23 protein-coding genes and 1 pseudogene are annotated in these 26,995 nt (G+C 74.6%); 11 read left to right on the top strand and 13 right to left on the bottom strand.

Features of this window, described 5'->3' with window-relative positions:
* Positions 1 to 314: 314 nt before the first annotated feature.
* The 3 genes from ABT403_RS30630 to ABT403_RS30620 all read right to left on the bottom strand — a co-directional run bounded on the left by ABT403_RS30630 (position 315) and on the right by ABT403_RS30620 (position 2,569).
* The gene (locus ABT403_RS30630; protein ID WP_344166818.1) at positions 315 to 578 is read right to left on the bottom strand and encodes a hypothetical protein; all 264 of its coding nucleotides are present in this window, start codon (positions 576 to 578) and stop codon (positions 315 to 317) included.
* On the bottom strand, positions 565 to 837 hold the full coding sequence (locus ABT403_RS30625) for a DUF6400 family protein (protein ID WP_344166820.1): 273 nt from the start codon (positions 835 to 837) through the stop codon (positions 565 to 567). The genes ABT403_RS30630 and ABT403_RS30625 overlap by 14 nt, the downstream gene beginning before the upstream one ends.
* Positions 838 to 955: 118 nt before the next feature.
* Entirely contained in the window at positions 956 to 2,569 is a 1,614-nt protein-coding gene (locus ABT403_RS30620; protein ID WP_344166822.1) for an FAD-binding oxidoreductase, read from the bottom strand.
* 68 nt (positions 2,570 to 2,637) lie between these two features.
* On the opposite strand from ABT403_RS30620, the gene ABT403_RS30615 reads away from it, so the two are divergent.
* Entirely contained in the window at positions 2,638 to 3,267 is a 630-nt protein-coding gene (locus ABT403_RS30615; RefSeq protein WP_344166824.1) for a TetR/AcrR family transcriptional regulator, read from the top strand.
* A 223-nt stretch (positions 3,268 to 3,490) separates the two neighbouring features.
* Complete coding sequence (locus ABT403_RS30610) at positions 3,491 to 5,305, top strand: DUF8508 domain-containing protein (RefSeq protein WP_344166826.1); 1,815 nt, start codon at positions 3,491 to 3,493, stop codon at positions 5,303 to 5,305.
* A 172-nt stretch (positions 5,306 to 5,477) separates the two neighbouring features.
* On the opposite strand, the gene ABT403_RS30605 is transcribed toward ABT403_RS30610, so the two are convergent.
* From ABT403_RS30605 to ABT403_RS30595, 3 genes are all read right to left on the bottom strand, one after another.
* Positions 5,478 to 5,852, bottom strand: a complete 375-nt coding sequence (locus ABT403_RS30605; protein WP_344166828.1) for a hypothetical protein — start codon at positions 5,850 to 5,852, stop codon at positions 5,478 to 5,480.
* A gap of 97 nt (positions 5,853 to 5,949) precedes the next feature.
* Positions 5,950 to 6,336, bottom strand: coding sequence for a VOC family protein (locus ABT403_RS30600; RefSeq protein ID WP_344166831.1), 387 nt, complete (start codon positions 6,334 to 6,336; stop codon positions 5,950 to 5,952).
* A 74-nt stretch (positions 6,337 to 6,410) separates the two neighbouring features.
* Positions 6,411 to 7,007, bottom strand: a complete 597-nt coding sequence (locus ABT403_RS30595; RefSeq protein WP_344166833.1) for a TetR/AcrR family transcriptional regulator — start codon at positions 7,005 to 7,007, stop codon at positions 6,411 to 6,413.
* Between the two features lie 95 nt (positions 7,008 to 7,102).
* Between ABT403_RS30595 and ABT403_RS30590 the strand changes: the two genes are divergently transcribed.
* Complete coding sequence (locus tag ABT403_RS30590) at positions 7,103 to 7,891, top strand: SDR family NAD(P)-dependent oxidoreductase (protein WP_425580310.1); 789 nt, start codon at positions 7,103 to 7,105, stop codon at positions 7,889 to 7,891.
* Positions 7,892 to 7,957: 66 nt separating this feature from the next.
* Here the strand turns inward: ABT403_RS30590 and ABT403_RS30585 are convergent, their stop codons facing one another.
* Complete coding sequence (locus tag ABT403_RS30585) at positions 7,958 to 9,580, bottom strand: putative glycoside hydrolase (protein ID WP_344166837.1); 1,623 nt, start codon at positions 9,578 to 9,580, stop codon at positions 7,958 to 7,960.
* A gap of 217 nt (positions 9,581 to 9,797) precedes the next feature.
* Here ABT403_RS30585 and ABT403_RS30580 point away from each other — a divergent pair, with 217 nt between their 5' ends.
* The gene (locus ABT403_RS30580; protein WP_344166839.1) at positions 9,798 to 10,811 is read left to right on the top strand and encodes a polysaccharide deacetylase family protein; all 1,014 of its coding nucleotides are present in this window, start codon (positions 9,798 to 9,800) and stop codon (positions 10,809 to 10,811) included.
* A gap of 60 nt (positions 10,812 to 10,871) precedes the next feature.
* Here the strand turns inward: ABT403_RS30580 and ABT403_RS30575 are convergent, their stop codons facing one another.
* Positions 10,872 to 12,530, bottom strand: coding sequence for an ADP-ribosyltransferase domain-containing protein (locus ABT403_RS30575; RefSeq protein ID WP_344166841.1), 1,659 nt, complete (start codon positions 12,528 to 12,530; stop codon positions 10,872 to 10,874).
* A 73-nt stretch (positions 12,531 to 12,603) separates the two neighbouring features.
* The gene (locus tag ABT403_RS30570; RefSeq protein ID WP_344166843.1) at positions 12,604 to 13,281 is read right to left on the bottom strand and encodes a macro domain-containing protein; all 678 of its coding nucleotides are present in this window, start codon (positions 13,279 to 13,281) and stop codon (positions 12,604 to 12,606) included.
* A gap of 240 nt (positions 13,282 to 13,521) precedes the next feature.
* Between ABT403_RS30570 and ABT403_RS30565 the strand changes: the two genes are divergently transcribed.
* On the top strand, positions 13,522 to 14,085 hold the full coding sequence (locus ABT403_RS30565) for a pyridoxamine 5'-phosphate oxidase family protein (protein ID WP_344166846.1): 564 nt from the start codon (positions 13,522 to 13,524) through the stop codon (positions 14,083 to 14,085).
* A gap of 25 nt (positions 14,086 to 14,110) precedes the next feature.
* Here the strand turns inward: ABT403_RS30565 and ABT403_RS30560 are convergent, their stop codons facing one another.
* Complete coding sequence (locus ABT403_RS30560; RefSeq protein ID WP_344166848.1) at positions 14,111 to 15,301, bottom strand: alpha/beta hydrolase family protein; 1,191 nt, start codon at positions 15,299 to 15,301, stop codon at positions 14,111 to 14,113.
* 142 nt (positions 15,302 to 15,443) lie between these two features.
* Between ABT403_RS30560 and ABT403_RS30555 the strand changes: the two are divergent.
* Both ABT403_RS30555 and ABT403_RS30550 read left to right on the top strand, forming a co-directional pair.
* Positions 15,444 to 16,680, top strand: a pseudogene (locus tag ABT403_RS30555) (glycosyltransferase).
* Between the two features lie 146 nt (positions 16,681 to 16,826).
* Positions 16,827 to 17,645: a M15 family metallopeptidase gene (locus ABT403_RS30550; RefSeq protein WP_344166850.1), complete on the top strand. Its 819-nt coding sequence runs from the start codon at positions 16,827 to 16,829 to the stop codon at positions 17,643 to 17,645.
* A 50-nt stretch (positions 17,646 to 17,695) separates the two neighbouring features.
* Here ABT403_RS30550 and ABT403_RS30545 read toward each other — a convergent pair whose 3' ends face one another.
* Positions 17,696 to 19,285: a TROVE domain-containing protein gene (locus tag ABT403_RS30545; RefSeq protein ID WP_344166852.1), complete on the bottom strand. Its 1,590-nt coding sequence runs from the start codon at positions 19,283 to 19,285 to the stop codon at positions 17,696 to 17,698.
* Positions 19,286 to 19,635: 350 nt separating this feature from the next.
* Here ABT403_RS30545 and ABT403_RS30540 point away from each other — a divergent pair, with 350 nt between their 5' ends.
* Both ABT403_RS30540 and ABT403_RS30535 read left to right on the top strand, forming a co-directional pair.
* Positions 19,636 to 20,070, top strand: a complete 435-nt coding sequence (locus ABT403_RS30540; RefSeq protein ID WP_344166854.1) for a VOC family protein — start codon at positions 19,636 to 19,638, stop codon at positions 20,068 to 20,070.
* Positions 20,071 to 20,143: 73 nt separating this feature from the next.
* Complete coding sequence (locus tag ABT403_RS30535) at positions 20,144 to 21,400, top strand: serpin family protein (RefSeq protein WP_344166856.1); 1,257 nt, start codon at positions 20,144 to 20,146, stop codon at positions 21,398 to 21,400.
* A gap of 19 nt (positions 21,401 to 21,419) precedes the next feature.
* On the opposite strand, the gene ABT403_RS30530 is transcribed toward ABT403_RS30535, so the two are convergent.
* Positions 21,420 to 22,877: a purine-cytosine permease family protein gene (locus tag ABT403_RS30530; protein ID WP_344166858.1), complete on the bottom strand. Its 1,458-nt coding sequence runs from the start codon at positions 22,875 to 22,877 to the stop codon at positions 21,420 to 21,422.
* Between the two features lie 70 nt (positions 22,878 to 22,947).
* Here ABT403_RS30530 and ABT403_RS30525 point away from each other — a divergent pair, with 70 nt between their 5' ends.
* Entirely contained in the window at positions 22,948 to 23,676 is a 729-nt protein-coding gene (locus ABT403_RS30525; protein WP_344166860.1) for a TetR/AcrR family transcriptional regulator, read from the top strand.
* A gap of 27 nt (positions 23,677 to 23,703) precedes the next feature.
* Positions 23,704 to 25,335, top strand: coding sequence for an amidohydrolase (locus tag ABT403_RS30520; RefSeq protein WP_344166862.1), 1,632 nt, complete (start codon positions 23,704 to 23,706; stop codon positions 25,333 to 25,335).
* Between the two features lie 20 nt (positions 25,336 to 25,355).
* Here the strand turns inward: ABT403_RS30520 and ABT403_RS30515 are convergent, their stop codons facing one another.
* Complete coding sequence (locus tag ABT403_RS30515; protein WP_344166864.1) at positions 25,356 to 26,966, bottom strand: FAD-dependent monooxygenase; 1,611 nt, start codon at positions 26,964 to 26,966, stop codon at positions 25,356 to 25,358.
* Positions 26,967 to 26,995 lie beyond the last annotated feature (29 nt).

The following is a 26,995-nucleotide window of genomic DNA, read 5'->3' as shown; positions in this document are numbered from 1 at the left end:
GGCCGCCTCGGCGACAACACCAGTTAGCCAGGCCCCGGCCGCCCTGGCAACGCCCCCCTGCTACGAGCGGGGATAGGAGGAGGGGCTCAAGGTCCTGGGCGGAGGGGTTCGCTGGGGTGGAATGCGGGCGTGCACGGGGTGGCGGGGGTACTAGGGCGGGTCGGATGTGACCTGGGTCCTGTGGGCCGCCTCACCGCCCAGCGGCCCCGATGTCACCGTCCGTGCCGGTTCATACCCCGTGGGGTGCGTGTCCCGGGCCACTTCCGGCCCCCGAATCAAAGGAAACGGGCGCGCCGGACGCGGGTTTCCCAGCCTCAGGGACGCTGCCCCGGCAGGCCGCTGGTGACACGGCTCCACAGGGAACGGGTGGCGCCGAAACCGCTCTCGTGCGTCCAGACGTGGGTGCAGCCCGGGCACTGGAGGTGCAGGAGGCTGCCCTTGTTGGTGAGCAGGTAGCGCCAGTGCAGGGAGCAGGTCCGGCGCTCCCCGCACGGTTCGCAGTCCCGGGTGTCGTCGCAGTTGGGGCAGGGCACCCACGCCCGGCGGCCGATCTCGGCCTGCGGGTCAAGGGGCAGCATGGCCGCCCCCGCGCACGGGCAGCACGCCGGCGGCCACCAGGTCGTCGTAGAGGCGCTGCTGCTCGGCGTCGAGGCCGGAGTAGAGCAGGTCGTACGCCTGCTCCTCGCCGCGCAGCACCTCGACCGGGTCCCAGTCGGGGCCCAGCGCGGCCATCACCTGGGCGCGGCGGAGCATCTCCTGGGAGGTGAGGTCTACGGCGAAGTCGACGTGTTCCGCGTCGCCCGGGCCGGCGGGGGGTGTGTGGGGGTGCGAGGACATGGGGCAGAACTTAGGTATGCCTTTCTTCCCGGGTCAAGAGAGGGTGGGCGGAGTCACATCCCGCAACGAATGGCGAGGAATCGGGCGCTTCGTGGGTACGGGGGGCGCCGGACGCCCGTCAGTCAACGAGGACCCCGGGGTTGAGGATGCCGTGCGGGTCGAGCGCGCCCTTGGCGGCCCTCAGGGCCAGGGCGAAGGGCCCGGGCCGCTGGCGGTCGTAGGCCGGGCGGTGGTCGCGGCCGACGGCGTGGTGGTGGGTGACGGTGGCACGGTGCCGGTGCAGGACGTCGACGGCCACGGCCTTGAGGTCGTCCCAGAGGGCGGCCTCGTCGCCGGGCCGGCCCGCCGCGATGACCGTGAAGTAGGGCGCGGCTCCGTCGGGATAGACGTGCGTCAGACGGCAGTTGACGGTGGCGGGGTGCCCGGTGGCCCTGAGGGCGGCCGCGCCGACCTCCTCGCGCACCGCGTCGATCAGGCCCGGGACGCGGTCCCAGGTGGCCGCGGTCTCGAAGGTCTCGGCCACCGCGCCCATCCTGGCCAGCCCGTCGCGGAGGTAGGGCATCCGCAGGAACGCCTCGCGCCACGCTCCGACGGCCGCGTCGGCGCCCCGCGTTCCGGCGGTGCCCCGGCCGCCGGTGTTCCCGTCGTGGCGGCCGCCGTGGGAGCGGGCCAGGGAGACGGCGCTGGCGAGGCGGGTGTCCACCGGTTCGTGTGCCGATTCGAAGCCCAGGACGAGCACGGCGGAGCCGTCGTGCGCGGCGCCCGACAAGGCGGCCTCGCCCGGGTCGAGCAGGCGGCAGTTGGCGGGTGAGAGGTCGGACTGCGCCAGGTCGCGGACCGCGCGGAGGGCCGCGTCGAAGTCCGTGAAGGCGACGGCCGCGGAGGCCTTGTGGCGGGGCCGTTCCTGGAGGCGCATCCAGGCCTCGGTGATGACGCCGAGCGCCCCTTCGGACCCCAGGAAGAGGCGGTCGGGCGAGGGGCCCGCGCCGGAGGCGGGCAGCCGCCAGGAGCCGCTCGTCCCGGCGGGGGTGACCACGCGCATGGACTGGACGAAGTCGTCGATGTGGGTGCGCCCGGTGGCGTAGTGGCCGCTGGCCCGGGTGGCGAGCCAGCCGCCGAGGGTGGAGAACTCGAAGCTCTGCGGGAAGTGCCGCAGGGTCAGTCCGTGCGGGCGGAGCTGGTCCTCGACGTCCGGGCCGAGCGCGCCGGCCTGGATGCGTGCGGCGCGGCCCCCGGTGTCGACCTCCAGCACGCGCCGCATGGCGGTCAGGTCGAGGGAGAGCACCGCCCGGTGGGCGTCGCCGCGGTATTCCACTCCCCCGGTGACCGAGGAGCCCCCGCCGTAGGGGACGACGGCGACGCCATGGGCGCTGGCCCAGTCCAGGAGGTCGGCCACACCCCGTTCGCCGGCGGGGCGGGCGACGAGGTCGGGTATGCGGCCCGGCCGGCCGCGCAGGGCGCGCGCCACGTCGCGGTAGGCCTTTCCCATGGCGTGGGCGGCGCGGTCGGCCGGATCGGCGGTGACCAGAGGGGCGAGGCTCGGCGGTGGCTCGACGGCCGGCCCGCCGATCCGCAGGTCGCGGACGGCGGGTACGGGCAGGGGGCGGGCGAGGGTGCCGGGGATCAGTGCCCCCATCGCGGCGCATTCGGCGTCGTCGGGGTGGGCGTCCGTCCAGCCCCAGCCCCACCAGGAGCGGGTGCGCAGGGGCTGCCGGGCGGTGGTGGCGTCCATGGAGTGCTCCAGAGGTGGCGTCGCATGAATTTACCTTGCGGTAAATTACCTACTGGTAAGATCGCCGCATGGCAACCCCTTCCTCAAAAGCCGGCACCAAGGGAGTCCCCCGGGAGCAGCGGGCGCGGCAGATCCTGGACGCCGCCACGGAGGAGTTCGGCACGCGCGGCTACGCGGCCGCCTCACTGCCCTCGATCGCCGCCCGGGTCGGCGTCACCAAGACCCTGCTGCACCAGTACTTCGGTACGAAGGAGGAGCTCTACACGGCCTGCCTGGTGCCGGTCGGCGACCGGATCCTGGGGGCCGTGCGCACGGCGATGGGGCCGGACGGGACCACCGCCCAGACCCCGCTGCGCGTGCTGCGCGCACTCTTCACCGCGCTGGAGGGGCAGCGCGAGGCGTGGTTCGTGCTCTACGACACCACCCTGCCGCCGGGCGGGGAGGCCGCCCGCCTCGCCTCCGCGTACTGGTCGTCCATCGACCGGCTGGCCGCCTCCGGCACCGCCGAACTCCTGCGGGACACCGGATCCACCGACCCGCTGGACGCCGACGCGCTGATGTACGTGTGGCGGGACCTGGTCGCCACCCTCGTCCGCTGGTGGGTCAAGCATCCGGACCAGACCCCCGAGGCCATGACGGAGCGCTGCGCCCGCCTCTTCGCGGCGGCCGCGGCGCTCACCCCGGACGGGGGCCGCTGACCCCGGACGGGGGCCGCTGACCCCGGCCACCGCGAGGAACACCGGGCGGGGCACCGTTCCCGGCCATCCGCGCGCGCCGCGGTCAACATCCGCGCGTCACCGGGCAGACACTCCACGCACGTAGAACGTCCCAGCCGTCTCCGTGAGCCGGCACCCCGGCCGGTCGGTACCGGCCGGGGCCGCAAGCGCGCGCACGCACCGTTTGCCCCAGGAAGGGACACACATGGGCTCCCCGCAGCCGTCCGGATCCCGCTTCGGCCTCCTCACCGCCACCCTGCTCACCGGCGTCCTCGCCGCGGCCACCCTCGTCGCCCCGCAGTCCGCGTCGGCGGCGACGCTGACCATCCCCGCCCTCCAGGGCGGCAAGCGCGTCTCCGCCTACAACGGGCAGACGGTGGTGGTCACCGGCATCGTGACCGCCGTCCGCTCCACCGGCTCCGCACGCGGCTTCTGGATCCAGGACCCCGCCGGCGACGGAGACCCGGCCACCAGCGACGGCGTCTTCGCCTTCACCGGCGGCACCACCCCCTCCGCCAAGGCCGGCGACAAGGTGACCGTGCGGGCCAGGGTCTCCGAGTACTACCCGGGCGGCTCCGCGGCGGGCGGCCAGTCACTCACCGAGCTGACCGGGCCGACGATCCAGTCCACCCTCTCCACGGGCAACCCGCTGCCCGCCCCGGTCGTCCTCGACTCCGCCTCCATACCGGCCGCTTACGCGCCCACCGGCAGCCTCGAACCGCTCACCCTCCGGCCCACCGTCTACGCCCAGGACTTCTTCGAGTCGCTGGAGGGCATGCGCGTCCAGGTCACCGACGCCCGCGTGGTCGGCGCGAGCAACGCGTACGACGAGCTGTTCGTCACCGCCAAGCCCGACGAGAACCCCACCCCGCGCGGCGGCACCGTCTACGGCTCCTACGCCGCCCCGAACACCGGCCGGGTCAAGGTCGCGTCGCTGACCGGCTCGTTCCCCGCCGCCGACGTGGGCGACGTGCTGACCGGCGCCACCACCGGCCCGCTCGACTACGACGGCTTCGGCGGGTACACCGTCCGGGCCACCGCCCTGGGCATCCTGGCGGCCCACGGCCTCGCCCCGGAGACCACCCGCGCCCAGGCCTCCGGCGAACTGGCCGTCGCCACCTACAACGTCGAGAACCTCGACCCGACCGACCCGCAGGAGAAGTTCGACCGCCTGGCGGCCGGGATCGTCACCCACCTCGCCTCGCCCGGCATCGTGGCGCTGGAGGAGGTCCAGGACGACGACGGCGCCGCCGACGACGGCGTGGTCGCGGCCGACCGCACCTACGGCCGGCTGATCGACGCCGTCACGGCGGCCGGCGGCCCGGCCTACGCCTACCGGCAGATCGACCCGGAGGACGGCCAGGACGGCGGCGAGCCCGGCGGCAACATCCGCGTCGGCTTCCTCTACGACCCGGCCCGCGTCGGCTTCACCGACCGCCCCGGCGGCACCTCCACCGCGGCCGTCTCGGTGACCGGTGCCGGCGGAACCGCCGCGCTGTCGTTCTCACCCGGCCGGATCAACCCGGGCTCGGCCGCCTGGAACTCCAGCCGCAAGCCGCTGGCCGGCGAGTTCACCTTCCAGGGCAAGACCGTGTTCGTCATCGCCAACCACTTCAACTCCAAGGGCGGCGACCAGCCGCTCGACGCCCGCGTCCAGCCGCCGGCCCGCCCCTCCGAGACCCAGCGCGCCCAGCAGGCCGCCCAGGTCAACGCCTTCGTCAAGCAGCTGCTCGCCGTGCAGGCCGACGCGCGGGTGATCGTCCTCGGGGACCTCAACGACTACGAGTTCTCCGGCACGCTGTCCACCCTCACCGCCGGAACCGGCCTGACCGACCTGCCCGCCACCCTCCCCGCCGGCGAGCGTTACACCTACGTCTACCAGGGCGACTCCCAGGTGCTGGACCACATCCTGACCAGCCGGGCGCTCACCGCCCCGGACTACGACATCGTCCACGTCAACGCGGAGTTCTCCGACCAGGCCAGCGACCACGACCCGCAGATCGTGCGCGTGCGGCCGTAACGCCCGCGCGGGCGGCCGCCGCCGGGGCGGCGGTCAGTACGAGTGGTCGACCGTCACGTCGGCCGACAGCCGCAGCGCGGCTTCGGCCGGCGACCGTCTCCGGTCCGAACACCAGGTCCTGGCGGGCATCGCGGTGCTGCGGTTCGGCGGGGCCTGAGGACGGCGGGGGCGATCAGGCGGGGGTGAGGACGTCCTCGTGGGCCCCGTCGAGGACGAACCCGTTGTCGAGGCGGACCCGTACGGTCACCCGGGCGCCCTCCTCCTCGAAGGCCCGCCACTCGGGTTCCAGGGCCGCGACCTCCTCCTCCAGCCGCTTGCGGCTCTCGGCGGGCATGGTGTGGCCGTAGTCGCCGAGCAGCGACATGAGCCGCTCGTACTCGAGGACCACGTGACCCGGCGGGCGCTGCCCGTCCACCCGTTCGACCGTGCCCGCGGTGCCCGCCGCGAGGGACAGGTGGGCGACGACGGCGCCGTCCGGCCGCGCGGTCGCCTCGCCCACGCCGATGTCCGCGGCGAGCCGCACCCGCTGGCCTTCCCTCAGGGTCATCGGTCCCTCGTCCCTCACGTCGATGCGCGGCCGCCCGGGGGCGGCTCCGGTCGGCCCATTATCCGCCGGGCGCCTCCCGCGGCGGTGCCGGGTCCGTTCAGGGGCGGAAGCGCAGGGGGTGGTCCGCCGGGACCTCCACCACGGCGATGCGCACGCCGTCGGGGTCGGCGATCCACATCTCGAGCAGCCCCCAGGGCTCCTGGAGCGGGGGCCGCAGCACCTCGGCGCCGCGTGCGCGCAGCTCGCGGTGGGCCGCCTCCACGTCGGCCACCTGGAGCCACAGCCGCATCCCGGGCGCGGGCGGCGCGTCGGCCCGTCCGGACACCTCGAGGAACCCGCCGCCGAGGAAGTAGACGGTGCCGCGCTCGGGGCCGGTGCCGAACTCGCGGTACACGGCGAGGCCGAGGGTGCCCCCGTAGAAGGCGCGCGAACGCTCGGGATCGGTGGGGCGCAGCAGGATCCGGCTGCCGAGTACGTGAACCATGGCCCCACCCTGCCCCGTTCCGGCGGCGGTGATACCGCCCGCGCCCCTTTCGGCGGGGGAGGGTCGCTCGAATGTCACCCGCCGGGGCGGCCCAGGCCGGTCAGGAGGACGTCGAGGGCCAGGTCGGTGGCCTCCGCCAGCGGGGTGTCGTCGAGGAGGGCGCCGACGGCCAGGGTGGCCAGGCCGTGGACGGTGGAGAAGGCGACCTGGGCGAGGCGGGCCGGGTCCCCGGCGCGGACGGTCCCCTCCTCCTGGGCCCGGGCGATGAGAGCGGCGGTGGTGTCGAGGCTGCGGTGCCCCAGTTCCCTGAGCTCGGCACTGGAGTCGTCGGCGTGCTTGGCGCTGAACATCAGGTCCAGCAGGGACGCGTGGGCGACGGCGAACTCCACGTACGCCCGTCCCAGCCCGGCCAGGCGGGCCGGCACCGGCCCGGGCGCTTCGGCGGCGGCGCGCAGGCGCTCGTTCAGCCGGGTGAAGCCGCTGACGGCGAGGGCGTCCAGCAGTGCCCGGCGGTCGCGGAAGTGACGGGACGGCGCGGCGTGGCTGACGCCGAGGTCGCGGGCCAGGGCGCGCAGGGACAGGCCGTCCGCGCCCGACTCGGCGAGGACGGTCTCCGCACGCTCCAGCAGGGCGGCCCTGAGGTTGCCGTGGTGGTAGGGCCCCTCGGTCAAGGCGGGCTCCCCTCTCCTGATGTTGTCATTGACTACAATGATGACGCCGCCTACATTCATGTCCGTCCAGCACGATGGAAACGGAGCAGCCGACGATGCCTATGACATACCAGGGAACCGTGGCCCTGATCACCGGGGCCAGCGCGGGCCTCGGTGTCGAGTTCGCCCGCCAGTGGGCCGAGCGCGGAGCGGACCTCGTCCTCGTGGCCCGCCGCCTCGACCGCCTCGAAGGGCTCGCGGCGGACCTCGAGAAGCGCTACGGCGTCACGGCGCACGTGGTCGCCGCCGACCTCGCCCTCCCCGGCGCGGCGGCCGCCCTGCGCGCGGAACTCGACGCCCGCGGGATCACCGTCCACACCCTCGTCAACAACGCCGGCTTCGGCAGCCACGGCCCCTTCGTCCGCCAGGATCTCGCGCAGATCAACGAGATGATCCAGCTGAACGTCGTCGCCGTCACCGAGCTCACCCGGGCCTTCCTGCCCGCTCTCGCGGCCGACGGCCGGGGGGCGCTGGTCACCGTCGCGAGCGCGGCCGCGTACCAGCCGACCCCCGCGATGGCGGTCTACGGCGCCTCCAAGGCCTTCGTCCTCAGCTTCACCGAGGCCGTCGCCTACGAGACCCGCGCCTCTGCCCTGCGGGTGCTCGCCGTGTCACCGGGCCCGGTCAGCACCGAGTTCTTCGACGTCGTCGGCAGCCGTGACGCGGCCGTCGGCCGGATGGCCACCCCCGAGCAGGTCGTGACCGCCACGCGGCGTGCGCTGGAGCGCGGCAAGACCCCGCCCAGCATCGTCGCGGGCCTGGCCAACCGGGTCTCCACCCTCGCCGCCTCGCTGACCCCGCGCCGCCTCACCCTGGCCGTCTCGGGACGGATCCTCAAGGCCTGACACGCGCCGGCGGGCCCCCGGGGACCGGGGACCCGCCCGTCGCGGCGGCGGCCGCCGCCGGCCGCGTCAGTGCGCGGAGATCTGCTGGAGCGCGGCCCCCTGGTAGCGGGCGCCAGCGTTCCACAGGATGAAGGACTCCATCTTGTTGGCCTCGGCGGCCTTGATCTGTGCGGCGACCTCGGCCGGCCCGTAGGTGCTGCCCATGGAGAAGTCCTGCAGCCACGGGACGATCTCGGTCTGCGTGCCCTTCGCCTGGCGGGCGAAGTCGGCGAGGGAGCGCTGCACGATCGCGTAGGGCGAGGTGTCGGGCTGCGCGACCCCGTACTCCCCCGGAGCCCAGTGCGACGGGTAGACCATCGGCGCGATGTAGTCGGTGACCTTGACCAGGGCCCCGATGTCCTGCGCGATCTCGGTGGGCCGGGTGGCGGCGATCCCGAAGACCGACACGCCGAGGTAGGTGCCGTGGGGGCGCAGCGCGGCGCGGGTGTCGGCGACGAACGAGGTGATGGACTGCTCGGGGGTGGCACTGCCGATGCCGGGGAAACGCATCTGCGACAGCGGCCCGTCCGGGCGGCGCACGTAGTCGTAGAGGACGTCGTCGAAGCCGAGCCGGGCCGCTTCGACGGCGAGGTCCTGGTTGTACTTGCGGACCGCCGGGTCGGCGAAGTTGGTGAAGGACAGGGCCCCGTAGTGGCCTCCGTCGTAGGGCTGCCCGGACGGGGTCAGCACGAGCCGGTCCTGCTGCCCGGCCTTCCAGGAGGCGGCGGCGAGCTTGGGGTCGCGGAAGGCGACGATGCGGCCGATGACCTGGGCGCCCGCGGCGTGGAGTTCGTCGATCGCCTTGCGGGCGTCGTAGTAGCCCTTGGCCGCGCCGATCTGCCGGGCCAGCGGCACCTGGGAGGCGTACCCGACCTCGCCGTCCTCGTCCTTGACGTCCAGTTCGACGGCGTTGAGCTTGCCGCTGCGGACCAGGGCGAGGATGCCGCCGCGCAGGGTGTCGTCGCCCCATCCGATGGCGGTGATGTGCGCGGCCCGGACCATGGGGCGGCGGCCCCGGCCGGACACGGCCCTGGTGGTGGTGTTTCCGGCGCGGTCCACGGCCGTGACCGTGACGACGGGGGTGCCCTTGGGCACCGTCGCCCTGAAGGCGCCTGCCTTGTCGAGGGGGACCTTCTTGCCGTTGACGCTGACCTCGGCGTCGGTGGAGGCCGTGCCGCTGATGGTCACGGGGGCGGAAGCGTTCTTGATCTCGGGGTCGGTGACCTTCAGCTCGGGCGGGGTGGTGTCCACGCTGAAGCCGACGACACTGCGGCGCGAGGCGAAGGGGAGGCTGCTCTCGCCCGCCACCACCAGGGTGTGCGGGCCCTCCTTGAGGGCGGGGAGGCCGAGTCTGAGGCGGGCGCCCTCCATGGTGAAGGGGACCGCCGCGCCGTCGAGGGTGGCGTGCAGTCCCTTGCCGCCACCGGGGGCGCCGGCGGCGAGGTAGGCGCTGACCTGCGAGGCCGCGCGACCGCCGAGGACGGCGCCGTCGCTCACCCCCTCGATGCCCGGCCCCGGGGCGAGGAGCGTCCAGGCCCCTATGCCCGTACCGGCCAGCGCGAGCGCCCCGGCCGTGGCGATGAGGGCGCCCCGGCGAGCGGGACGGCGGCGGGTGGAGGGGCCGGAATACGGTATGCGGGTACGGGACATCGTGGGGTCCTTCGTGCCGTGCGCGGGGGTGCGGGCCGGATGTTGCCTCCATTCATTGCCGCCCCGCGGTCCGGTCGGCCCCTTCCGGCGACATTTCATGCGAACGGCCCCGTGCGGCCCCGGCGTGGCGGCTACGCCATGCAGGGGACGGTGCGGTAGGAGGGCTTCCGGCGCCGGTAGGTATGACGCGACACCTTCGTCGTGGAGAGGCCCCCCGATGCGCCACCCGCTCGTCCCCCTCGGCGCCCTGGCGGGCGCCGCCGCGCTGCTCACCGCCGGCTGTGCGCCGGGCCCTTCGACCGCCACGGGGCAGCCCCGGCCGGCCGCCTCGCCGGCGGCGGCCGCCCCCGTCGTCGCCAAGGACCCGGCGGCGGTCGGGGCCAACGAACTCGGCCAGGTGCCGGTGCTGATGTACCACCAGCTCACCGAGAAGCCGGCCAGTGTCTACGACCGCACCCCGGCCGATTTCCGGGCCGAGCTGGAGCGCCTCGCACGGGAGGGCTACGTGCCGGTGACCGCGCGGGACTTCCAGACGGGCCGCATCGACATCCCCGCCGGCGCGCACCCGGTGGTCCTCACCTTCGACGACTCGACCAACAGCCAGGTGCGGCTCGGCGCGGACGGCGCCCCGGCGCCGGACACCGCCGTCGCCGTCCTGGAGCAGACGGCGAGGAAGTACCCGGCGTTCAAGCCGGCCGCGACCTTCTTCGTCAACGCGGACGGCTTCTCGGCCACCGGCTCCGCCAAGGCCCTGACCTGGCTGAAGGAGCACGGGTACGAGGTCGCCAACCACACCGGCCGCCACGAGAACCTGCGCTCGCTGGACCAGGCGGGCGCCGCCCGGGCCATCCTCGCCGGCCAGCAGGCCATCGAGAAGGCCGCGCCGGGGACCCGGGTGACCTCGCTGGCCCTGCCCTTCGGCGCCATGCCCGAGCCCGCCGGGGTGGCCGTGCGGGGAACGGGCTACCGCTACGACGGGGTGTACCTCGTGGGCGCCAACCCGTCGGCCTCGCCGTTCGCGAGGGCCTTCACTCCCGGTGCGATCCCCCGGATCCGCTCGGCGGGGCCGAAGGACGAGGACGCCGAGTTCGGCTCCTCGCGCTGGCTGGACAAGCTCGCCGCCGGGAAGAACCGGTACGTCTCGGACGGGAACCCCGACACGGTCGCCTTCCCGCGCGCCCTGGCCGGCGAACTGGCGCCGGCCTTCACGAAGCGGGCCCTGCCGTACTGAACCGCCGGGGCGGCGGCCCGCCCAGGCCCCCCCGCCGGCCAGCCGGCCCGGCCGGTGGGGTCAGGACACGAGGGGGCCCTCCTGCGCCTCGGTCAGCCTGACCGTGCACAGCCCGCCGCGCTCGGCCTTCACCTCCGTCACCTTCAGCCGGGTCCCCGGCGCGAGGATGTACTCCTCCTCCCCGGTGAAGGCCGAGAAGCGGCGGATCCCCACCGCCCGCGAGGGCGTCACCTCGAACAGCGTCCGCTTGCCCCGGCTGCCCAGGAAGGAGCGCGCCACGCTCAGCTCGGAGGTGCACGAGGACACGCCCCACCAGGTCACCGTCTCCCCGACCGGGTACTGCGCCCGCAGGTCCAGCGAGACACCGCGCCACAGCGGCTCGGTGCGGGCGGGCAGGCGCGAGACCGCCGAGAACAGCAGCCTCAGGTAAGGGAGGTAGGGCACCACGCGGGAGCGGTCCGGGGAGCGCAGGACGGCGTTGATCTCGCGGTAGAAGGCGGACTCGCAGGTGTACAGGTGGAGCGCGGCGATCGCGTCGGCGGAGAGCCGGCCGGCCTCGTCCGTCTCGTCGGCCCGCCGCTTGCCGAACTCCACCGAGCGGTCGATGTGGCCGCCGAGCCCGGACAGGACCTCGGCGACGGGTGCGACCGCGCCCCGGAAATCCATCAGCGGGGTGTCGAACACCCCGGTGATCGCGGGCAGGACGAGGCCCTCGTCCTTGACGCTGGTGAGACGCTCCAGATAGAGCTGGTGCAGTTCCATGGTCGAGGCGATGAAGGCGCCCATCCGGGCCGCGACGTCCCCGTCCCCGTCGCCGCCGCCGGCCGCGGATCCGGCCGCCGCCTCGTTCCACCCCTTGCTGGGCAGCCAGTCGACCTGCTCGGCGCCCAGCGAGGCGAGGGCGTCGTTCACCGTGGCGAAGTGGTCGCCCTCGCAGAAAACGTCGCCCTGGGCCGCGGGATTGGCGTGGTCGATGTGGCGGACCTCGACGTCCGGGTACTTCGTCTGGAGGCGCAGGACGACCTTCTTCAGGCTGCGGGCGTGCGCACCCCACCAGGCGAAGACGACGCTGCGGTCCTCCTCGTCGGCGTCCTGCTTGGCCTTGAGGATCTCCTCGACGATCCGCTCGGCGACGGGCCGCCAGAACGCGGTGTGCCGGTCGGCGCCCATGGCCCCGTCGGCGCTGGCGGTGAGCGCGGCGTTCAGCAGCAGCACGCCCTGGGTCAGCATCGCCTGGAACCACTCCGGCGGCTGGACCGTGTCCCGCTCCTTCAGCAGGGCGCGGACGTCGGCGATCGGCGTCTTCCTGGCGATGCCGTACTTCCACATCGCGGCCGCCTTGATGATGCAGCGGATGCTGACCACCCTGCCGAACTGGCTGTCCTTCCAGTCGTTGAAGGTGTTGTCGAACATGGCTATGCCGGTGGCGCTCTCCGGCCGCGGATAGGGGTTCTGGCCGAAGACGACGACCTTCCACTTGTGCGGCGGGTTCGGCTTGAGCGCCTGGAAGGTCAGCTCCCGGACCGGGACGACCTCCGGGCTGCGGCCGGGGCCGATGAACCGGGAGGCCTCCGGCTGGGCCTCGATGACGGGCTTGAGGAGCGGGAGCCAGGGTTCACCGCCGCCCTGGAAGAGTCCGGCGAGGTTCAGCGGGTCGTTGGGGTCGTTCGGGTCATTCGGGTCGGACTGGGCGGGCGGGGTGGCGGCGGCGTCGCTCATGGGGGAAGGGCTCCCGGTCTTCGTGGTCGCAAGGTGGTGGGGGCCGGCGGGCGGACCGCCGGGCTGGGCGCCGTCAGCGGCGAAAGGAATGCCCTTTCGGTGGCACGATCCGCACCCGCCGCGCGACCGGCTCGTCCTCGATGCCGTCGAGCTGGGTGGTGATCACTGCGCGCAGTTCGTCGTCGTCCTCGAACCAGTGGTCGTGGAAGAGGGTGTAGCCGGTCCACATCAGGTTGGCGCAGACGCGGGCGGGGACCCGGCCGGTCTGCGCGCCCATCCCGACCAGCGCCACCGAGCGGATGCTGCCCGGCGCCTCGCGGTTCTGCCGGTGGACGGCCTGGAAGGCGGCCGCGCACGCCAGGGCCACGTTCAGCGTGTCCTTCACGTCCTGCGAGGACCGCACCATGGTGGGCGTCGATATCAGGTAGCGGGGGACGGTCGCGCCCGAGGGGACGCAGACCGCGCTGCCGACGGGGAGCGTGCCGGCGAACCGGTCGCGGATCGCCCGCTGTACGCGCAGCTGGATGCCTGCTCCGAGGTGCCGTTTGACGGCGGCGTCGACCCCGCCGTCCATCCGGCCCAGGGAGTTGGTCGGGGTGACCCAGGCGTCGACGTCCTCGTCGAGGATCGACCCCTTGCGGATCTCGATGCCGGGGGTGTCCGAGAAGGCCGCCCGCCAGGCCTGCACCACCCGCTCGTTGACATCGGTCAGCACGACCCTGAGCACGGGCTGCACACGGTTGTCGGTCATCGTCCACTCCTGTCGGGAAACGGCCCTTCCAGCACCTCCGACGCTAACGGCGACCACTGACAACGCCGTTCCGGCGGCCGGTGGCTGACCTGCCGTCACCGTGTGCGGGACGGCGGCCCGGGCCCCTTGGCCCGTCCGGGTGGCGGCCGCCGGCCCGGGTGCCGCCCTGCGCCGTCCGGGGCGGCCGGGCGGGGATGATGCGTCCACGGGGCACATCCGACGGAGCGAGAGGAGTCCGCGATGCCGGAACGGGCACGGGAGCCGCGGGCGGAGCTGGACGCGCGGTACAGCTCACCGGGGGCCACGGCGACGCCGTGGGCGCGGGCCGCCGCGCAGCTGGAGGGCGCCGGGATCTTCTGGCTGACGACGGTGCGCCCGGACGGCCGGCCGCACGTCACGCCGCTGCTCGCCGTCTGGGACGGCGGGGCGCTGCACTTCGCCACCGGCCCGCAGGAGCGCAAGGGGCTCAATCTCGCCGCCAACCCGCAGGTCGTCCTCACCACCGGCGCCAACGACTACGGTCAGGGGCTGGACGTGGTCGTCGAGGGCGAGGCGGTACGGGTCTCGGACGAGGCGCGGCTCGCCGCGCTGGCGGCGGCCTGGGAGGCGAAGTACGGGCCGGACTGGCACTTCGAGGTCCGCGACGGGGCGTTCAACAGCACGTCGGCCGCCGCCGCTCCCCCGCCGACCGAGGGGGGCGAGGAGGCGGGTCGGGCGCTGGTCTTCGAGGTGGCGCCCCGTACCGTGTTCGGCTTCGGACGGGGCGCGGAGTTCAGCCAGACCCGCTGGCGGTTCGGCGCGTGAGCCGGGGCGGGGGCGGCCGTGGTCGTCAGCTCCGCTGGAAGACCACCTCGGGGTCGGCGGCCGTCGGGCCGTCCAGGCGGGGCGCGGGCAGGCCCTTGAGGTGCCGGTCGAAGAAGTCGCCGGTGTAGGCGCGGGTGATCTGCTGCGAGCGGGTGCCCGACAGCGGGGTCTGCGGATGGGGGGCGCCGGCCTGGTCGGAGAGGACGGGCCAGTCGGTGAAGCCCGGGTGGCCCATGCCGGTGACGGTCAGCCAGCGCTTCCAGCCGTCCATCCGGGGCCAGGCGTCGGCCCAGCTGGTGTCCTCGAGGTCCGGCGGCAGCAGGGCGGGGTCGCCGCCGAGCAGGAGGAACGGCCGCTTGCCGAGGCCGGCTTCGGGCAGCGTGGCGAAGAAGGTCCCGTCCAGGTTCACCCCGGCGCCCACGCGCGGGTCGGCGGCCATGGCCGCGGCGGCGGACGCGCCGCCGATGGAGTGGCCGGCCATGCCGATGTGCCGGGCGTCGATCAGCCGGGAGTGGCGCCAGGCGGGGCGGTCCCCGGTGAGCCGGTCCAGCAGGAACGTCACGTCACGGGCGCGGGCGTCGGACACACGGCTCAGCGCGTGGTCGGGGAACACCTGCTCGCAGGCCGTGCAGCCGAGCAGCCGGCCGCCGGAGAAGGTCGTGCCGTCGGACTCGTAGGCGTGGTCGAGGGCGGCGACCACGTAGCCGCGGGAGGTCAGGTCCTCGGCGAGCACGGTGAGCGAGGAGCGCGGCAAGGTGAATCCGGGCGAGAGGACGATCAGGGGGTAGCGGCCCTGTCCGGCGCGCGGCAGGGCGCCCTCGCGGGCGTGCGCGCGGACGGCGGCGAGTTGTTCGGGAGTGGCGTACGTGGCGAGGTCGCCGCGGTCGGTGAGCAGGGCGCGCGCCTCGGCGGCGCTCATGTACGGGGCCGGGCTGCCGGTGTGGGCGACGGCGGGGTAGTAGAGGGACACCATGAGTTCGCGGTCGGCGGCCGGGACCCAGGGGTCCTTGCGGGCGCCGTCGACGAGGTGGAGGGTGTCGCGGCCGACGGCGAAGGGGCCGGTGGGGCGGGGCAGTTCCAGGCGGGCGGCTGCGGCGGGGGCGTCCGCCCGGACTGCGGCGGCCCCGGTGGGGGCGGCGGCCGCGGTGGCCGGGCCGGCGGCCAGCAGGATCCCTGCCGTCGCGGTTGCGGCGGCCATGCGGATGATCTTGTTCATGCCCGCACCCTAAGCGAACTTAGGCAAGGCTGACCTAACTCAATCTGGATTGGCTGGAATCAGCCGTTTCCCGGACCTCCCAGCGGTGCGCCTCCGCCGGGCCGGGTCCGGCCGCCACACTGGCGTCGTGAAGGTAGCCATCATGACGGCGGGTTCGCGCGGCGACGTCGCTCCGTACACGGGCCTGGCGGCCGGGCTGGTCCGCGCCGGACACGAGGTCACCCTGGTGACCCACGCCGTGTTCGAACCGCTGGTGGCCGGCTCCGGGGTGCGTTTCCGCGCCGTCGCCGGCGACCCGAAGGCCGAGTTGCACTCGGCGCGCGGCCGGGGCCTGCACCGGAGCCGGACCGGGGCCGTGAAACTGCTGCGGGCCCGTGGCGCTGGCGCGCCGGATCGCGCCCGATATGACGCCCCCGCTGGTCCGCGCCGCGCGCGAGGCGGACGTCGTACTGGCCGGGGGCACGGTCGCGCCGCTCGCCCACGCCATCGCGGAGGGGCTCGGCCGGCCCAGCATGGGCCTCTTCCTCCAACCCCTGCACGGGACCCGCGCGTTCCCTCCGCCGATGCTCGCCGCCCCCTCCCTGGGCCCGCTGGGCAACCGGATCTGCGGGGACGCCGTCGCCGTCGCCGTCGACCACGTCTTCACCCGGGCCGCCCGCACCCTGGCCCCGGACCACGGCCTCCCCGCGCGCCGCTTGTCCGCCGCCCGCCGCGACCGCGAGCGGCAGGGCTGGCCCGTCTGGCACGGTTTCAGCGAACTGGTGGTTCCCAGGCCCCGCGACTGGCGTCCCGGGCTGGAGGTCTGCGGCTACTGGTGGCCCCACGAGGCGGGCGGCCGGCTCCCCGCCGAACTGGAGGAGTTCCTCGACGCCGGACCCGCCCCCGTCTACGTGGGCCTCGGCAGCGCCACCACGCCCGACCCCCGGCGGGTCAGCGCCCACGTCGTCGCCGCCCTGCGCGCGGCCGGCCTGCGCGGCGTGATCCAGCGGGGCTGGGCGGGCCTGTCGGCCACCGGCCGGGACGACGTGATCACCATCGGCGAGGTCCCGCACTCCCTGCTCTTCCCGCGCATGGCGGCCGTCGTCCACCACGCCGGGGCCGGCACGACCGGCGCGGCCCTGCGCGCGGGTGTGCCCTGCGTGCCCGTACCCGTCCAGTTCGACGCCCACTTCTGGGCCGCGCGCCTCGTGCAACTGGGCACCGCCCCGGAGGCGGTCCCCCTGCGCCGCCTCGACTCCGCCACGCTCGGCTCCGCACTCCGGCGGGCCGTCACCGACCCCTCCTACCGGGACCGGGCCCGGCACATCGCCGGACTGCTGGCGGCTGAGGACGGCGTCGCCCGCGTCGCCGCCTCCCTCGAAGCCCTGGCCGGCCGCTGACCCGGGCGCCCCGGGGGTGCGGTCTGCGCCAATCGGGGGTGCTCCGCCGGACAGACCGCGGGGCCGGGGCATGGATGGCGCCGGAGCGGACGAGGAGACGAGCAGACCGGATGTCCGTACGCCGGTCCAGTCCCAGGGAGACACCGATGCTCATGTCGACGACGGCGCGGCTGGCCGTGACCGTGGCGGCCACGACCGTGTTCGCGACGACCCCACCCCTCAGCGCCGGCGCGGCGGCCCGGCCCCAGGAGCCCAGGGCGCCACGGGAGTTCGTCGCGCTGGACTCCGTCGACCCCACGATCCGCCAGGAGATGCGCTACGTGTCCGCGCACAACTTCGTCGGCGAGCGGATCGACGGCTACCGGCAGCCCGTCTGCATCCTGACGCGGCCGGCGGCCGAGGCCCTGCACCGGGCCCAGACGCGCCTGCTCACCCAGGGGTACACGCTCAAGGTGTACGACTGCTACCGGCCGCAGCGGGCCGTCGACCACTTCGTGCGGTGGGCGAAGGACCTGGCCGACGAGCGGAAGAAGGCGGAGTTCTATCCGCGGGTCGACAAGTCACGCCTGTTCGAAGACGGTTACATCGCCGCGAAGTCCGGGCACAGCCGGGGCGGCACCATGGACCTGACGATCGTCCCGCTCCCGGCGCTCCCCGCTCCCCCGCCGGGGCCAGGGCAGGAGTCCGTGCCCTGCTTCGCGCCGCAGGCACAGCGGTATCCCGACAACTCAGTGGACATGGGGACCGGCTTCGACTGCTTCGACACCCTCTCGCACACCGACGACCCGCGCGTCCAGGGAGCACAGCGCGCGAACCGCCAGCGGCTGAAGTCGGCACTGACGGCGGAGGGCTTCGTCAACCTGCCCGAGGAGTGGTGGCACTTCACGTACAAGCCCGAACTCTTCCCGGACACCTACTTCGACTTCCCTGTCTCCCGCCGGTCGGTCTCCGGACACCGCCCCTGAGACACCGCGGCTCCGCAGCCGCCTCCGGCGGGTCAGGCGGGTCAGGCGGGTCAGGCGGTCCACGGCCAGGCGGCCGCGCCAGCCGCCTCGAAGAGCCGCACCATCCGGAACGCGGCGTCCGTGAGGCCTCCACACGTGTAACGGCGGGGTCCCGACGGCCCGTGCGCGGGCTCGTATCCGGCCAGGTTCCACGTGTAGACCGGGACGTCCGCCGGGACCGGTTCCGCCGCCCCGCCCGGGTGGTGGTGGGCCGTCTGCTCGTCGGTGACGATCAGGACCCGGTCGTGCCCCCGGTAGTGGGCGCGCAGCGCCGTCGTGGTGTTGGTGCCGCCGAGGGCGCGGAATCGTTTCAGCACATCGAGCACCGGCTCCCCCGCCCGGAACGGGACCTCCGCGCTGTGCCAGCCGAACTGCACCAGGTCCGCCTGCTCCGCCCGCAGGGCCGTCGCGGCACCGAACACGGCGGCCGCGTCGGCCCGGGTCAGCGTGGACCGTTCGGAGACGGTGTCCCAGAACATGGAGTCGGAGCGGTCCACCAGGACCAGCGTCCGGCCGGGCAGGGCCGGTACGTTGGCCAGCGCGTGCCCCAGCGCCCGTTCCAGCGGGGCCGCCCAGCGGGCCGACGGCGCGTGGCGGTGGGCGGCCAGGTAGCGGAAGGGGAACTGCCGGGAGCGGGTGACCTCGGAGGGGTCCGAGATCCTGGCGGCGACGAGGGCGGCAGTCTCGTCCGCGACGCCGGCCTCGTCGAAGTTCCGCAGGTTGCGCAGGAGCGCCATCGGCCCCATCGAGGGGATCAACGCCTCCCACACGGGGGCGTCCAGGGGCCCCTGGAGCCAGCCCGCCACCGCCTCCCAGGTCATCCCGGCCGCGGCCAGCCGCTCGGCGCCGCCCGGCCCGGTCACCACGGCCCGCCGCTGCGCCACGGGCAGCTCCGCCAGCTCCCGGTGCGCGTTCAGCACCGGGTCGGAGAACGGCGGCATCGCCCGCTCCGGGTGGTGGCGGCGGTCCAGGGCGTACCGGAAGAGCGCGCCCTGCCAGGGCTTTCGGGGGTCGGGGGAGGCGTGCACCAGGTTGAGCACGTCGCCGAAGCGGAAGTCCTTGGACGGGGTGTCGTACTTCAGCAGCGCCCGCGAGGAGTACAGTCGGCGCACCGCGTCGGCGACCCCCCGCTTCACCGGCTGCGGCAGGTTGCGCCCGTACCGGCCGACCCAGTGGGCGAGGAACTCCCCGGGCTCGTCGGCCCGCTGGAGCACCGAGTCGACGACGGACCGGTTGGTGGGGCCGTCACACGCACCGGCGGCGAGCCGGGCACGGACGTACTCGGCGGCCCCGACGAGGGACGCCGTCCGCATGTTGCCCTCGGCGCGCAGCCAGCGCAGCAGGCCGGCCGTCCATTCGGGGTCCTCGACGGCGAGAGTGGCCACGAGGCGGACGTAGCGCTCGTCGCGTTCCCGTCCGCTCTCGTAGAAGGTCTGCTCGGAGACGAAGTTGCCGACGGCCAGGAGGAAGAGCTCTTCCCTGGGCTCCCGGTCGAAGGCCGGGCCGCCGGCGTAAGTGCGGGAGGGCCGGTGACGGCGGTGGTGCGCCCCCGGCGCGGGCAGGTTGCGGGCGGCGGCCGCGATCTGCGGGGCCACGAGCATCTCGGACCAGGTCTTCGGGACGCGCTGGGTGTGACGAGGCAGTGAATCCCCCAGGATCCGGTGAAGGGAGGGCTCCGGCAGCCGGGGAGCTCCGCCGGCTGCGGGACAAGGACGGGCCGCGGCCCCCGAGTTCAGGAAGGCCGCGGCGGCACTTTGTCGTCAGAAGGAAGTAGCCGCAGCCGGGCGCATCGGGGGGCGCGGTCCGCGACGTCACCCTAGGCGGGCCGCCGGCGGCCGCGCCAGCGAATTGTCTCCCGCCCCGGACCGGGGTCCGCCGGGCGGGCCAGGGCCTCGGCAACCCGCTTGTTCCCGGCGGGAATTCAGTGTTCTTCCCCTGTTACGGTGGCCTGATGGCATCGATCAAGCAGGTCCAGATCACCTTCGACTGCGCGGATCCCGAGCGCGTCGCCCGTTTCTGGTGCGAGGTGCTGGGTTACGTCGTACCGCCGCCCCCGAAGGGCTTCGCCGACTGGGACGAGTTCAACCGGACGCTGCCGCCCGAACGGCAGGGTTCGGCGTTCGCCTGCCAGGACCCGTCGGGCGTGGGCCCGCGCCTGTTCTTCCAGCGCGTTCCCGAAGGGAAGACCGTCAAGAACCGGCTGCACCTGGACGTGCGGGCCGCCCCCGGACTCGTCGGCGAGGAGCGCGTGGCCGCGCTCGAGGCCGAGTGCGCACGGCTGATCGCGCTCGGCGCGGCCCGGGTGGAACTCCTGCGCGCGGACGGCTTCAACGAGTCGTGCCTGGTGATGCGCGACGTCGAGGGCAACGAGTTCTGTCTCGACTGAGCCGCGCCGGTCGGGGGGCGCCGCCACGGTGGCGCGGACGGACGAGAAACGGGGAACGGGGAACGGGGGGCAGGTGTCGGTGACGACGGCGTGGACGCGGGGAACGGTCGACGAGACGGTCGGGGCGGTCAACGCGCTGACCGCGCGGTGGGCGGCCGAGGCGGCGGAAGACGCCCGGGCCGCGGGATCCGGGCAGAGCGGTACGGTCTTCTCCGCAGCCGGGGTGTGGCCGCTGCTCGCGTTCCTCGCCGACGCGGCCACCGGGCCCGCGCGCGCCGAGCTGGCGGAAGCCGTCGGACTGCCGGCCGGCGAGGCGGCCGACCGGGCGCGGGAGTTCGTCGCGGCACTGGACGGGCTGCGGGGCGTCGACGCGGCCCTGGGCCTGTGGACCCACCGTCGGCTGAGGGTCCGTGAGGAGTGGGCCGCGAAGCTGGGGCCGCACACCCACCGGAAGCTGACCGGCTGGCGCGCCGTCGACCGGCGGGCACTCGACGCCTGGGCCGCCGAGCGGACCGGCGGGCGCATCCCGGCGATGCCGGCCGACCTCGGCCGCGACACTCGGCTGCTGCTGGCGAGTGCGCTCACGGTGGCGACCCGGTGGGTCCGCCCCTTCACCACCGGATCCGCCTACCCGCGCACGGGTCCCTGGAACGGCCGGCGGCTGGCGGGGCTGTCCCGCACCACGCGCCTGCTCCACCGGGTCGGCGTCGCCGACACCCCGGACGGCCATGTCACGGCCCTGCGCGTCGTGGGTGACCGCGGCATCGATGTCCACCTGCTCCTCGGGGAGCCGGGCATGGCGGCGGGCCGGGTGCTCGCCGCGGGCGTGGACGTCCTCGCCGGGCGGCGGGAGCTCGTGACGGGCGACCGGCTGCCGCCCGGTGAGGCCGGCCCCGGCCTGAGCGTGGACACGGTCCGCAGCTGGTACCCCCTACGGCCGAGGCTGCACGTGCACACCGTGGCCTTCGACGTCACGGCCGGCCACGATCTGACCTCTTGCCCCGAGGTGTTCGGGCTGCGCTCGGCGACCGACCGGGCCGCGGGGCATTTCCCCGGGATCGCCGACGAGGGGCTCGCCGTCGCGCGGGCCCGGCAGTCCGCGACGGCGGCCTTCACCGACGAGGGTTTCGAAGCGGCGGTGGTCACCGCCGTCGAGCTGGGTGAGGGGAGCGCTCCCGAGCCCGAGCTGAAGTACCGGAGCACGGAGGTGCACGCGCACTTCGAGCGGCCCTTCGGCTTCCTCGCCGTCCACCAGGCCTCCCGGCTGGTCCTCGCGTCCGGCTGGGTCACCGATCCGCAGCCCTACCGCGCGGCCCCGATGGACTGGTGACGCGGCCGGCGCGGCGGGCTCAGTCACCCCGGCGGGCGGCGCGGACGGCGCCGTCGGTGCGCATCAGGGCGGCGTAGAGGGCGGCGGAGACGAGCATGCCCGCCGGGAGCGAGAGGTCGACGCCGCCGAGGGCGGCGGCGACCGGGCCGGTGTAGAGGGTGTCCACGCAGAGGGCCGCCGCCGCGACCCCGGCCAGGAGGGCGAGGGCGCCCGCCAGGTTGAAGCCCCTCGTGTACCAGAAGGGGCCGCCCGGGCTCTCGTCGCGGAGGGCGGCGCCGTCGTAGCGCCCCCGTCGCAGCAGGACGTCGGTGGCGTAGACGGCCGTCAGCGGGCCGATCAGGACGACGATCACCTGGAGGGCGTTGCTGACCGTGTCGAGGAAGCGGGAGACGAACAGCCCGTAGAGGGTGAGGGCGACGGCCGCGGTCCCGTCGAAGAGCACGCTGACGGAGCGGCGGATCCGCAGGCCGACGGCCTGGAGCGCGAGGCCCGCGCTGTATGCGGTGAGGGCGTTGACGGCGATGGTGCCGAGGACCAGGGCCAGCAGGAAGACCGGGTTGAACCAGCCGGGCAGGATGGCCTGGAGGGCGTTCTGCGGGTCGGTCATGTCGACGGCGGTCGCGGCGAGCGCGCCCAGGGCGGAGACCAGCACGCTGGGCAGGAAGGCTCCGAGGGCGGTCCAGCCGGTGACGGCCCACCGGGACGCGGTGCGGGGCAGGTAACGGGAGAAGTCGGCGCTGGTGGTATAGGACAGCGGGCCGGAGGCGGTCAGGGTGGTGCCGGCGATCAGGGCGGCCCACAGGGCGGTGCCGGTGAGCGGCTGGGCCGGGTGGTGGGAAAGGTCGGCGTGCCGGGCCACCGCGACGGCGACGACGGCGAAGACCGCCGTGAGGACCAGGGTGATCGGAAGGTACAGCTTCATGATCATCGCGTGGCCGTAGACGCTGATGGCGAGCGTGAGGACGGCGATCAGCAGGATCACGGCCACCTTGACCCCGGTGTTCGCGGTGATGCCCGCCTCCTCCACGAGGGCGAAGGCGGCGGTCGCGGCGGCGGCCAGGTTCAGGGCGAAGTAGCAGACGGAGACCAGCCAGCCGCCGACGGCGTTGTTGACGCGGTTGCCGAGGACCCCGTACAGCGCCCGGGTGATCACCTCGCTGGGCGCTCCCGCCGCCGGTCCGGAGGTGGCGAGGAGCCCGGTGAGCAGCCAGAAGAGGTTGCCGGCGACGAGCACGGCGACGGCCTGCCCCAGGCTCAGGCCCATCAGGACCAGCGCGCCGCCGATCACGAGGCTCAGGTAGTTGACGTTCGCCGCCGCCCAGACGGCGAACAGGTCGCGGGGGCGGCCGTGGCGTTCGGATTCGGGGATGAGGTCGATGCCGTGGGCTTCGATGCGCCCCGCGCGTTCCGGGGCCGGCCGGGCCGGTTCGGGTGCGGCGCCCCGGAGGGGCTGCGGGTCGGGGTTCGTGGATGCCATGGGGTGCTCCGGTGTGCGTGCGTATCCCGCCTGCTTGCTTATTGGTCGCACACTCAATAGCATCGCCGGTATGTCGTCAAGCGTCCCGCGCAAACGAGTTCGCAAGTCCCCCGACGCCCGTCGGGCGGAGATCGTCGAGGCCGCGACCCAGGTCGCGCTGGCCGAGGGGCTGGAGTGCGTCACGCTCCGGCGGATCGCCGACGAGCTCGCCGTCCGGCCCGGTCTGATCAGCCATTACTTCCCCTCCGTGGAGGATCTGGTGGCGGAGGCCTTCGGCAGCGCCGCGAGCGCCGAGCTGGACCGCCTCGTCCCGGACGGTGTCGGCAACGGTTCCGGCGCCGGAACCGTTGCCGGTGCCGAGCCGCCCACCCGGCGCCTGGCACGGTTCCTCGCCCATACGACGGGGGACGCCTACGACGCCATCAGCCGCCTCTGGATCAACGCGCGCCACCTCAGCCGTTACCGGCCCGTCCTGCGCGACCGGGTCGCCGAGCAGGAGGCCGCCTGGCGCGGGCGCCTGGAAGGGCTCATCCGCGAAGGCGTCGAGCGCGGGGAGTTCCGTACGCCGGACCCGTACGTGACCACCATCCAGATCCTCGTCGTCCTCGACGGGCTCGGGGCTCACGCCAACACCGACACCACCGGGCGTCCCGCAGCGGTCGCCCGGATGGCCGTCACGACGGCGGAGCAGGGGCTCGGGCTGCCACCGGGGGCCCTGGAGCCGGATCTGAACCTCCCCGGCGGCCCGGGCACCGACCGGGAGCCGCCCGCTGCACCCTCCCCCGCCACCCCCGCCTGACCTCCTCCCCTCCCCCAAGGAGTCGCCGTGCGCGCCCGTCTCGTCCTGCTCTCCGCCCGCCTGCTCGACCCCGCCACCGGGCTCTTCCTGCCGCAGACCGCGCTCGCGGCCGGGGAGGACGGCCGGATCCTCGCCCTGGGCGACGACCGGGAGGTCCGGGCCCTGGCCGGGCCCGCGACCACGGTCGTCGACGTCAAGGGGGCCGTGGTCAGCCCCGGACTCACCGACGGCCACCTGCACCCGGTCTCCGGCGCCGAACTCACCCACGGCCTCGACCTGTCGGGCTGCACGGACCTGGACGGCGTACGGCGGGAGCTGGCCGGCCGGGTGCGTTCCCTCGCGCCCGGCGAGTGGCTGTCCGGCTGGGGCCTGGACCCCAACGTCTTCGGGGACGGGCCGGTGGGGACCGCGCCCTTCGAGTCCGTACTCGAGGGGATCCCGGCGTTCCTGCTGCTGTTCGACGCCCACTCGGCGCTGGCCAGCCGCCGCGCCCTCGAACTGGCCGGTGTGGACGGCCCGCGCACCTTCGGCCAGGCTTCCGCCGAGGTGGTCTGCGACGCCGACGGGCGCCCGACGGGCCTGCTCCAGGAGGACGCCGCCTGCGAACTCGTCGAACGGGTCGCACCCCGGCCCACCCGCGAGCAGCGCCGGCAGCGGCTCGCGGCGGCCCTGCGGGCCATGGCCGCCGCCGGTCTGACCGGCGGCCACGCCATGGACGCGAACGGCGAGAGCCTGGAGCTGTACGCGGAGCTCGACGCGGCCGGGGAACTGCCGCTGCGGCTGCGGGTCGCCCCCTGGTGCCAGCCGGGCACCGACGCCGACGGGGTGCGCGCGCTCATCGGGCAGCAGGGCACCGGCGGAGCGCTGTGGCGGGTCGCGGGCGTGAAGCTGTTCATGGACGGGACCATCGACAACGGCACGGCGTGGCTGGAACGCCCCGACGGGCACGGCGAGTCCACCCGCGCCTTCTGGCCGGACCCGGCCGCGTACACCGAGGCCATCGGGCAGCTGCACCGGGCGGGCGTGCCCACCGCCACGCACGCGATCGGCGACGCGGCCGTACGGCACGTGCTCGACTCCGTCGAGAAGGCGCGGGCGGGCGGCGGGCCGGCCGGGGTGCGCCACCGGGTGGAACACATCGAGACCGTCCCGGACGACACCCTGCGCCGCTTCGCCGCCCTGGGCGTCATCGCGTCGATGCAGCCCACCCACTGCTGTGATTTCACCCGCGCCGACCACACCGACAACTGGTCGCGCCGGCTGGGCGAGGAGCGGGCCTCGCGGGCCTGGCGCTGCCGCGACCTGTGGGACTCCGGGGCGACGGTGGTCCTCGGCTCGGACTGGCCGATCGCCCCGTTCCCGCCGCTGGGCGTGATGGCCGGGGCCCGCCACCGCCGGCCGAGCCGGAACCTGACGCTCGCGCCCCACGGTCCGGAGCAGGCGCTGACCGCCCTGGAGGCGCTGCGCGGGATGACCACGGCCGCCGCCTTCGCGGAGGGCGCCGAGCACGAGGCGGGGCGCCTGGCCCCCGGTTTCCGCGCGGACCTCACGGTCTTCGCCGCCGACCCGCTCACTACCCCCGCCGAGGAACTCCCCGACCTTCCCGTACTGCTCACCGTCTCGGACGGACGCCCGACCCACCGCGCCGACGGCGTGTGACCGCGGGCTGAGACCGGGGCCTAAGCGGCCGGGCCGAACCAGCGGGTGAGCGTCTGCGTGAGGCCGGCGCCGCCAGCCCAGCAGACGTACCCGTCGGGGCGGACGAGTATCGCCTCGGCGCCGGCGGCCGCGCCGGGTTCCGCCCGGGCCCGCACCCGGGTGACCCGGTCGTCCCAGGGTGCCGCGTCGGCCAGAGGGGTGTCGGTGAGGACGAGCAGGACGCCGCGCCCGTCGCGCGTCAGGTCGCTGAACCGGACCCGCTTCCCCTCGCCATCACCCTCACCCTCGCCTCCGTCCCCGCCGCCCTCCGCCCCGCCGGCGACGAGGTCGAGGTCGAGGTCGGGCATGCGCAGGCCCAGCAGCGGATGGGCGGCCGCGTCGGGAGACGGGAGGCAGAGGTCGAGCCCGGCCATCACCCCGGCCATGTACCGGTTGGCATCGGGCAGGCGCAGCAGGTCGGTGAGCACGTCGCGCAGCTCGGCGAGCCCGCCGTCGCGCTGCGGCCCCATGACGACGCCCTGGGCCCGGGTGAGGGCGAGCACCCGGGCGGCGACGGGATGCCGCTCGGACTCGTAGGTGTCCAGCAGCTCCTCGCCCACCTCGCCGCGCAGGACGGCGGCGAGCTTCCAGCCCAGGTTGAACGCGTCCTGGACGCCGAGGTTGAGCCCCTGGCCGCCGGCCGGAGAGTGGATGTGGGCGGAGTCCCCGGCGAAGAACACCCGGCCGTGGCGGTAGTGCTCCAGCTGCCTGCTCGCGTCGCTGAACCGGGAGGAGTAGCGGATCTCGGCCACGTCGAGCGCCCCGCCGTGGGTGGCGCGCAGCACTTCGCGGACCTCTTCCGGCGTCACGGGGGCGTCCCGCTCGGCCTCCATGGTCCGTGGGCCGCTGAAGATGAGCTTGTGCAGCCCGCCCGCCAGGGGCGTGATCATGGCGAAGTGGCCCTCGGGCGAAGTGTGGATCCGCGAGCTGATGTGTCCGCCGGAGCTGTCGTCGACGTCGCCGGCGAGCAGTAGGTCGGCGGTGGCCATGCGGAGCGTGGCGGCCTGGCCGGGGAACGCGGCACCGACGATCTTGCGCACACTGCTGTGGGCTCCGTCGCACGCGACGAGGTAGCGGCCCCGCAGCGAGCGCTCGGCGCCGTCCGGCGTGCTCACCGTGACCGTGACGCCGTCGGCGTTCTGCCGCAGGCCGGTCAGCCGGTGCTCCCTGAGCACCCGGCCGCCGAGCCTGGCGAGCCGCTCCTCGAGCACCGCCTCCAGCTGGTCCTGCGGCAGCAGGACGGGGTGCGGGTAGCGGGTGTCCCACGCCGTGTAGTCGAGCGGGACGGGCAGTCCGGCGAAGTGGCCGCCGACCAGTTCGAAGTCGATCGACCGTCCGAGGGCGTCGTCCAGCAGACCGCGCAGCGCGAGCACCTCGGCGGTCCGTGGCTGGATCGCGCCGGCGCGGGACTGGAGGTTGCGGCCGGGCAGCCGGTCCAGCACGACGGCCGGCACACCGGCCAGGGCCAGCTCGGTGGCGAGCGTGAGCCCGGCACCTCCCGCCCCCACCACGATGACATCGGTGACACCGGTGACGTCCGCCGCGCCGGGCGCGGCGGGTGCGTCGAAGACGTGGGTGACCTGCGCGTTCATGGAGCCTCCTCGGAAGATTCCCTCACTCG

The organism is Streptomyces sp. NPDC000075 (genome assembly GCF_040301925.1).
GTDB classification, from domain to species: Bacteria; Actinomycetota; Actinomycetes; order Streptomycetales; family Streptomycetaceae; genus Streptomyces; species Streptomyces polychromogenes.
Note: the sequence above shows the minus strand (reverse complement) of the source record. Positions and strands in the feature narration are given on the sequence as shown.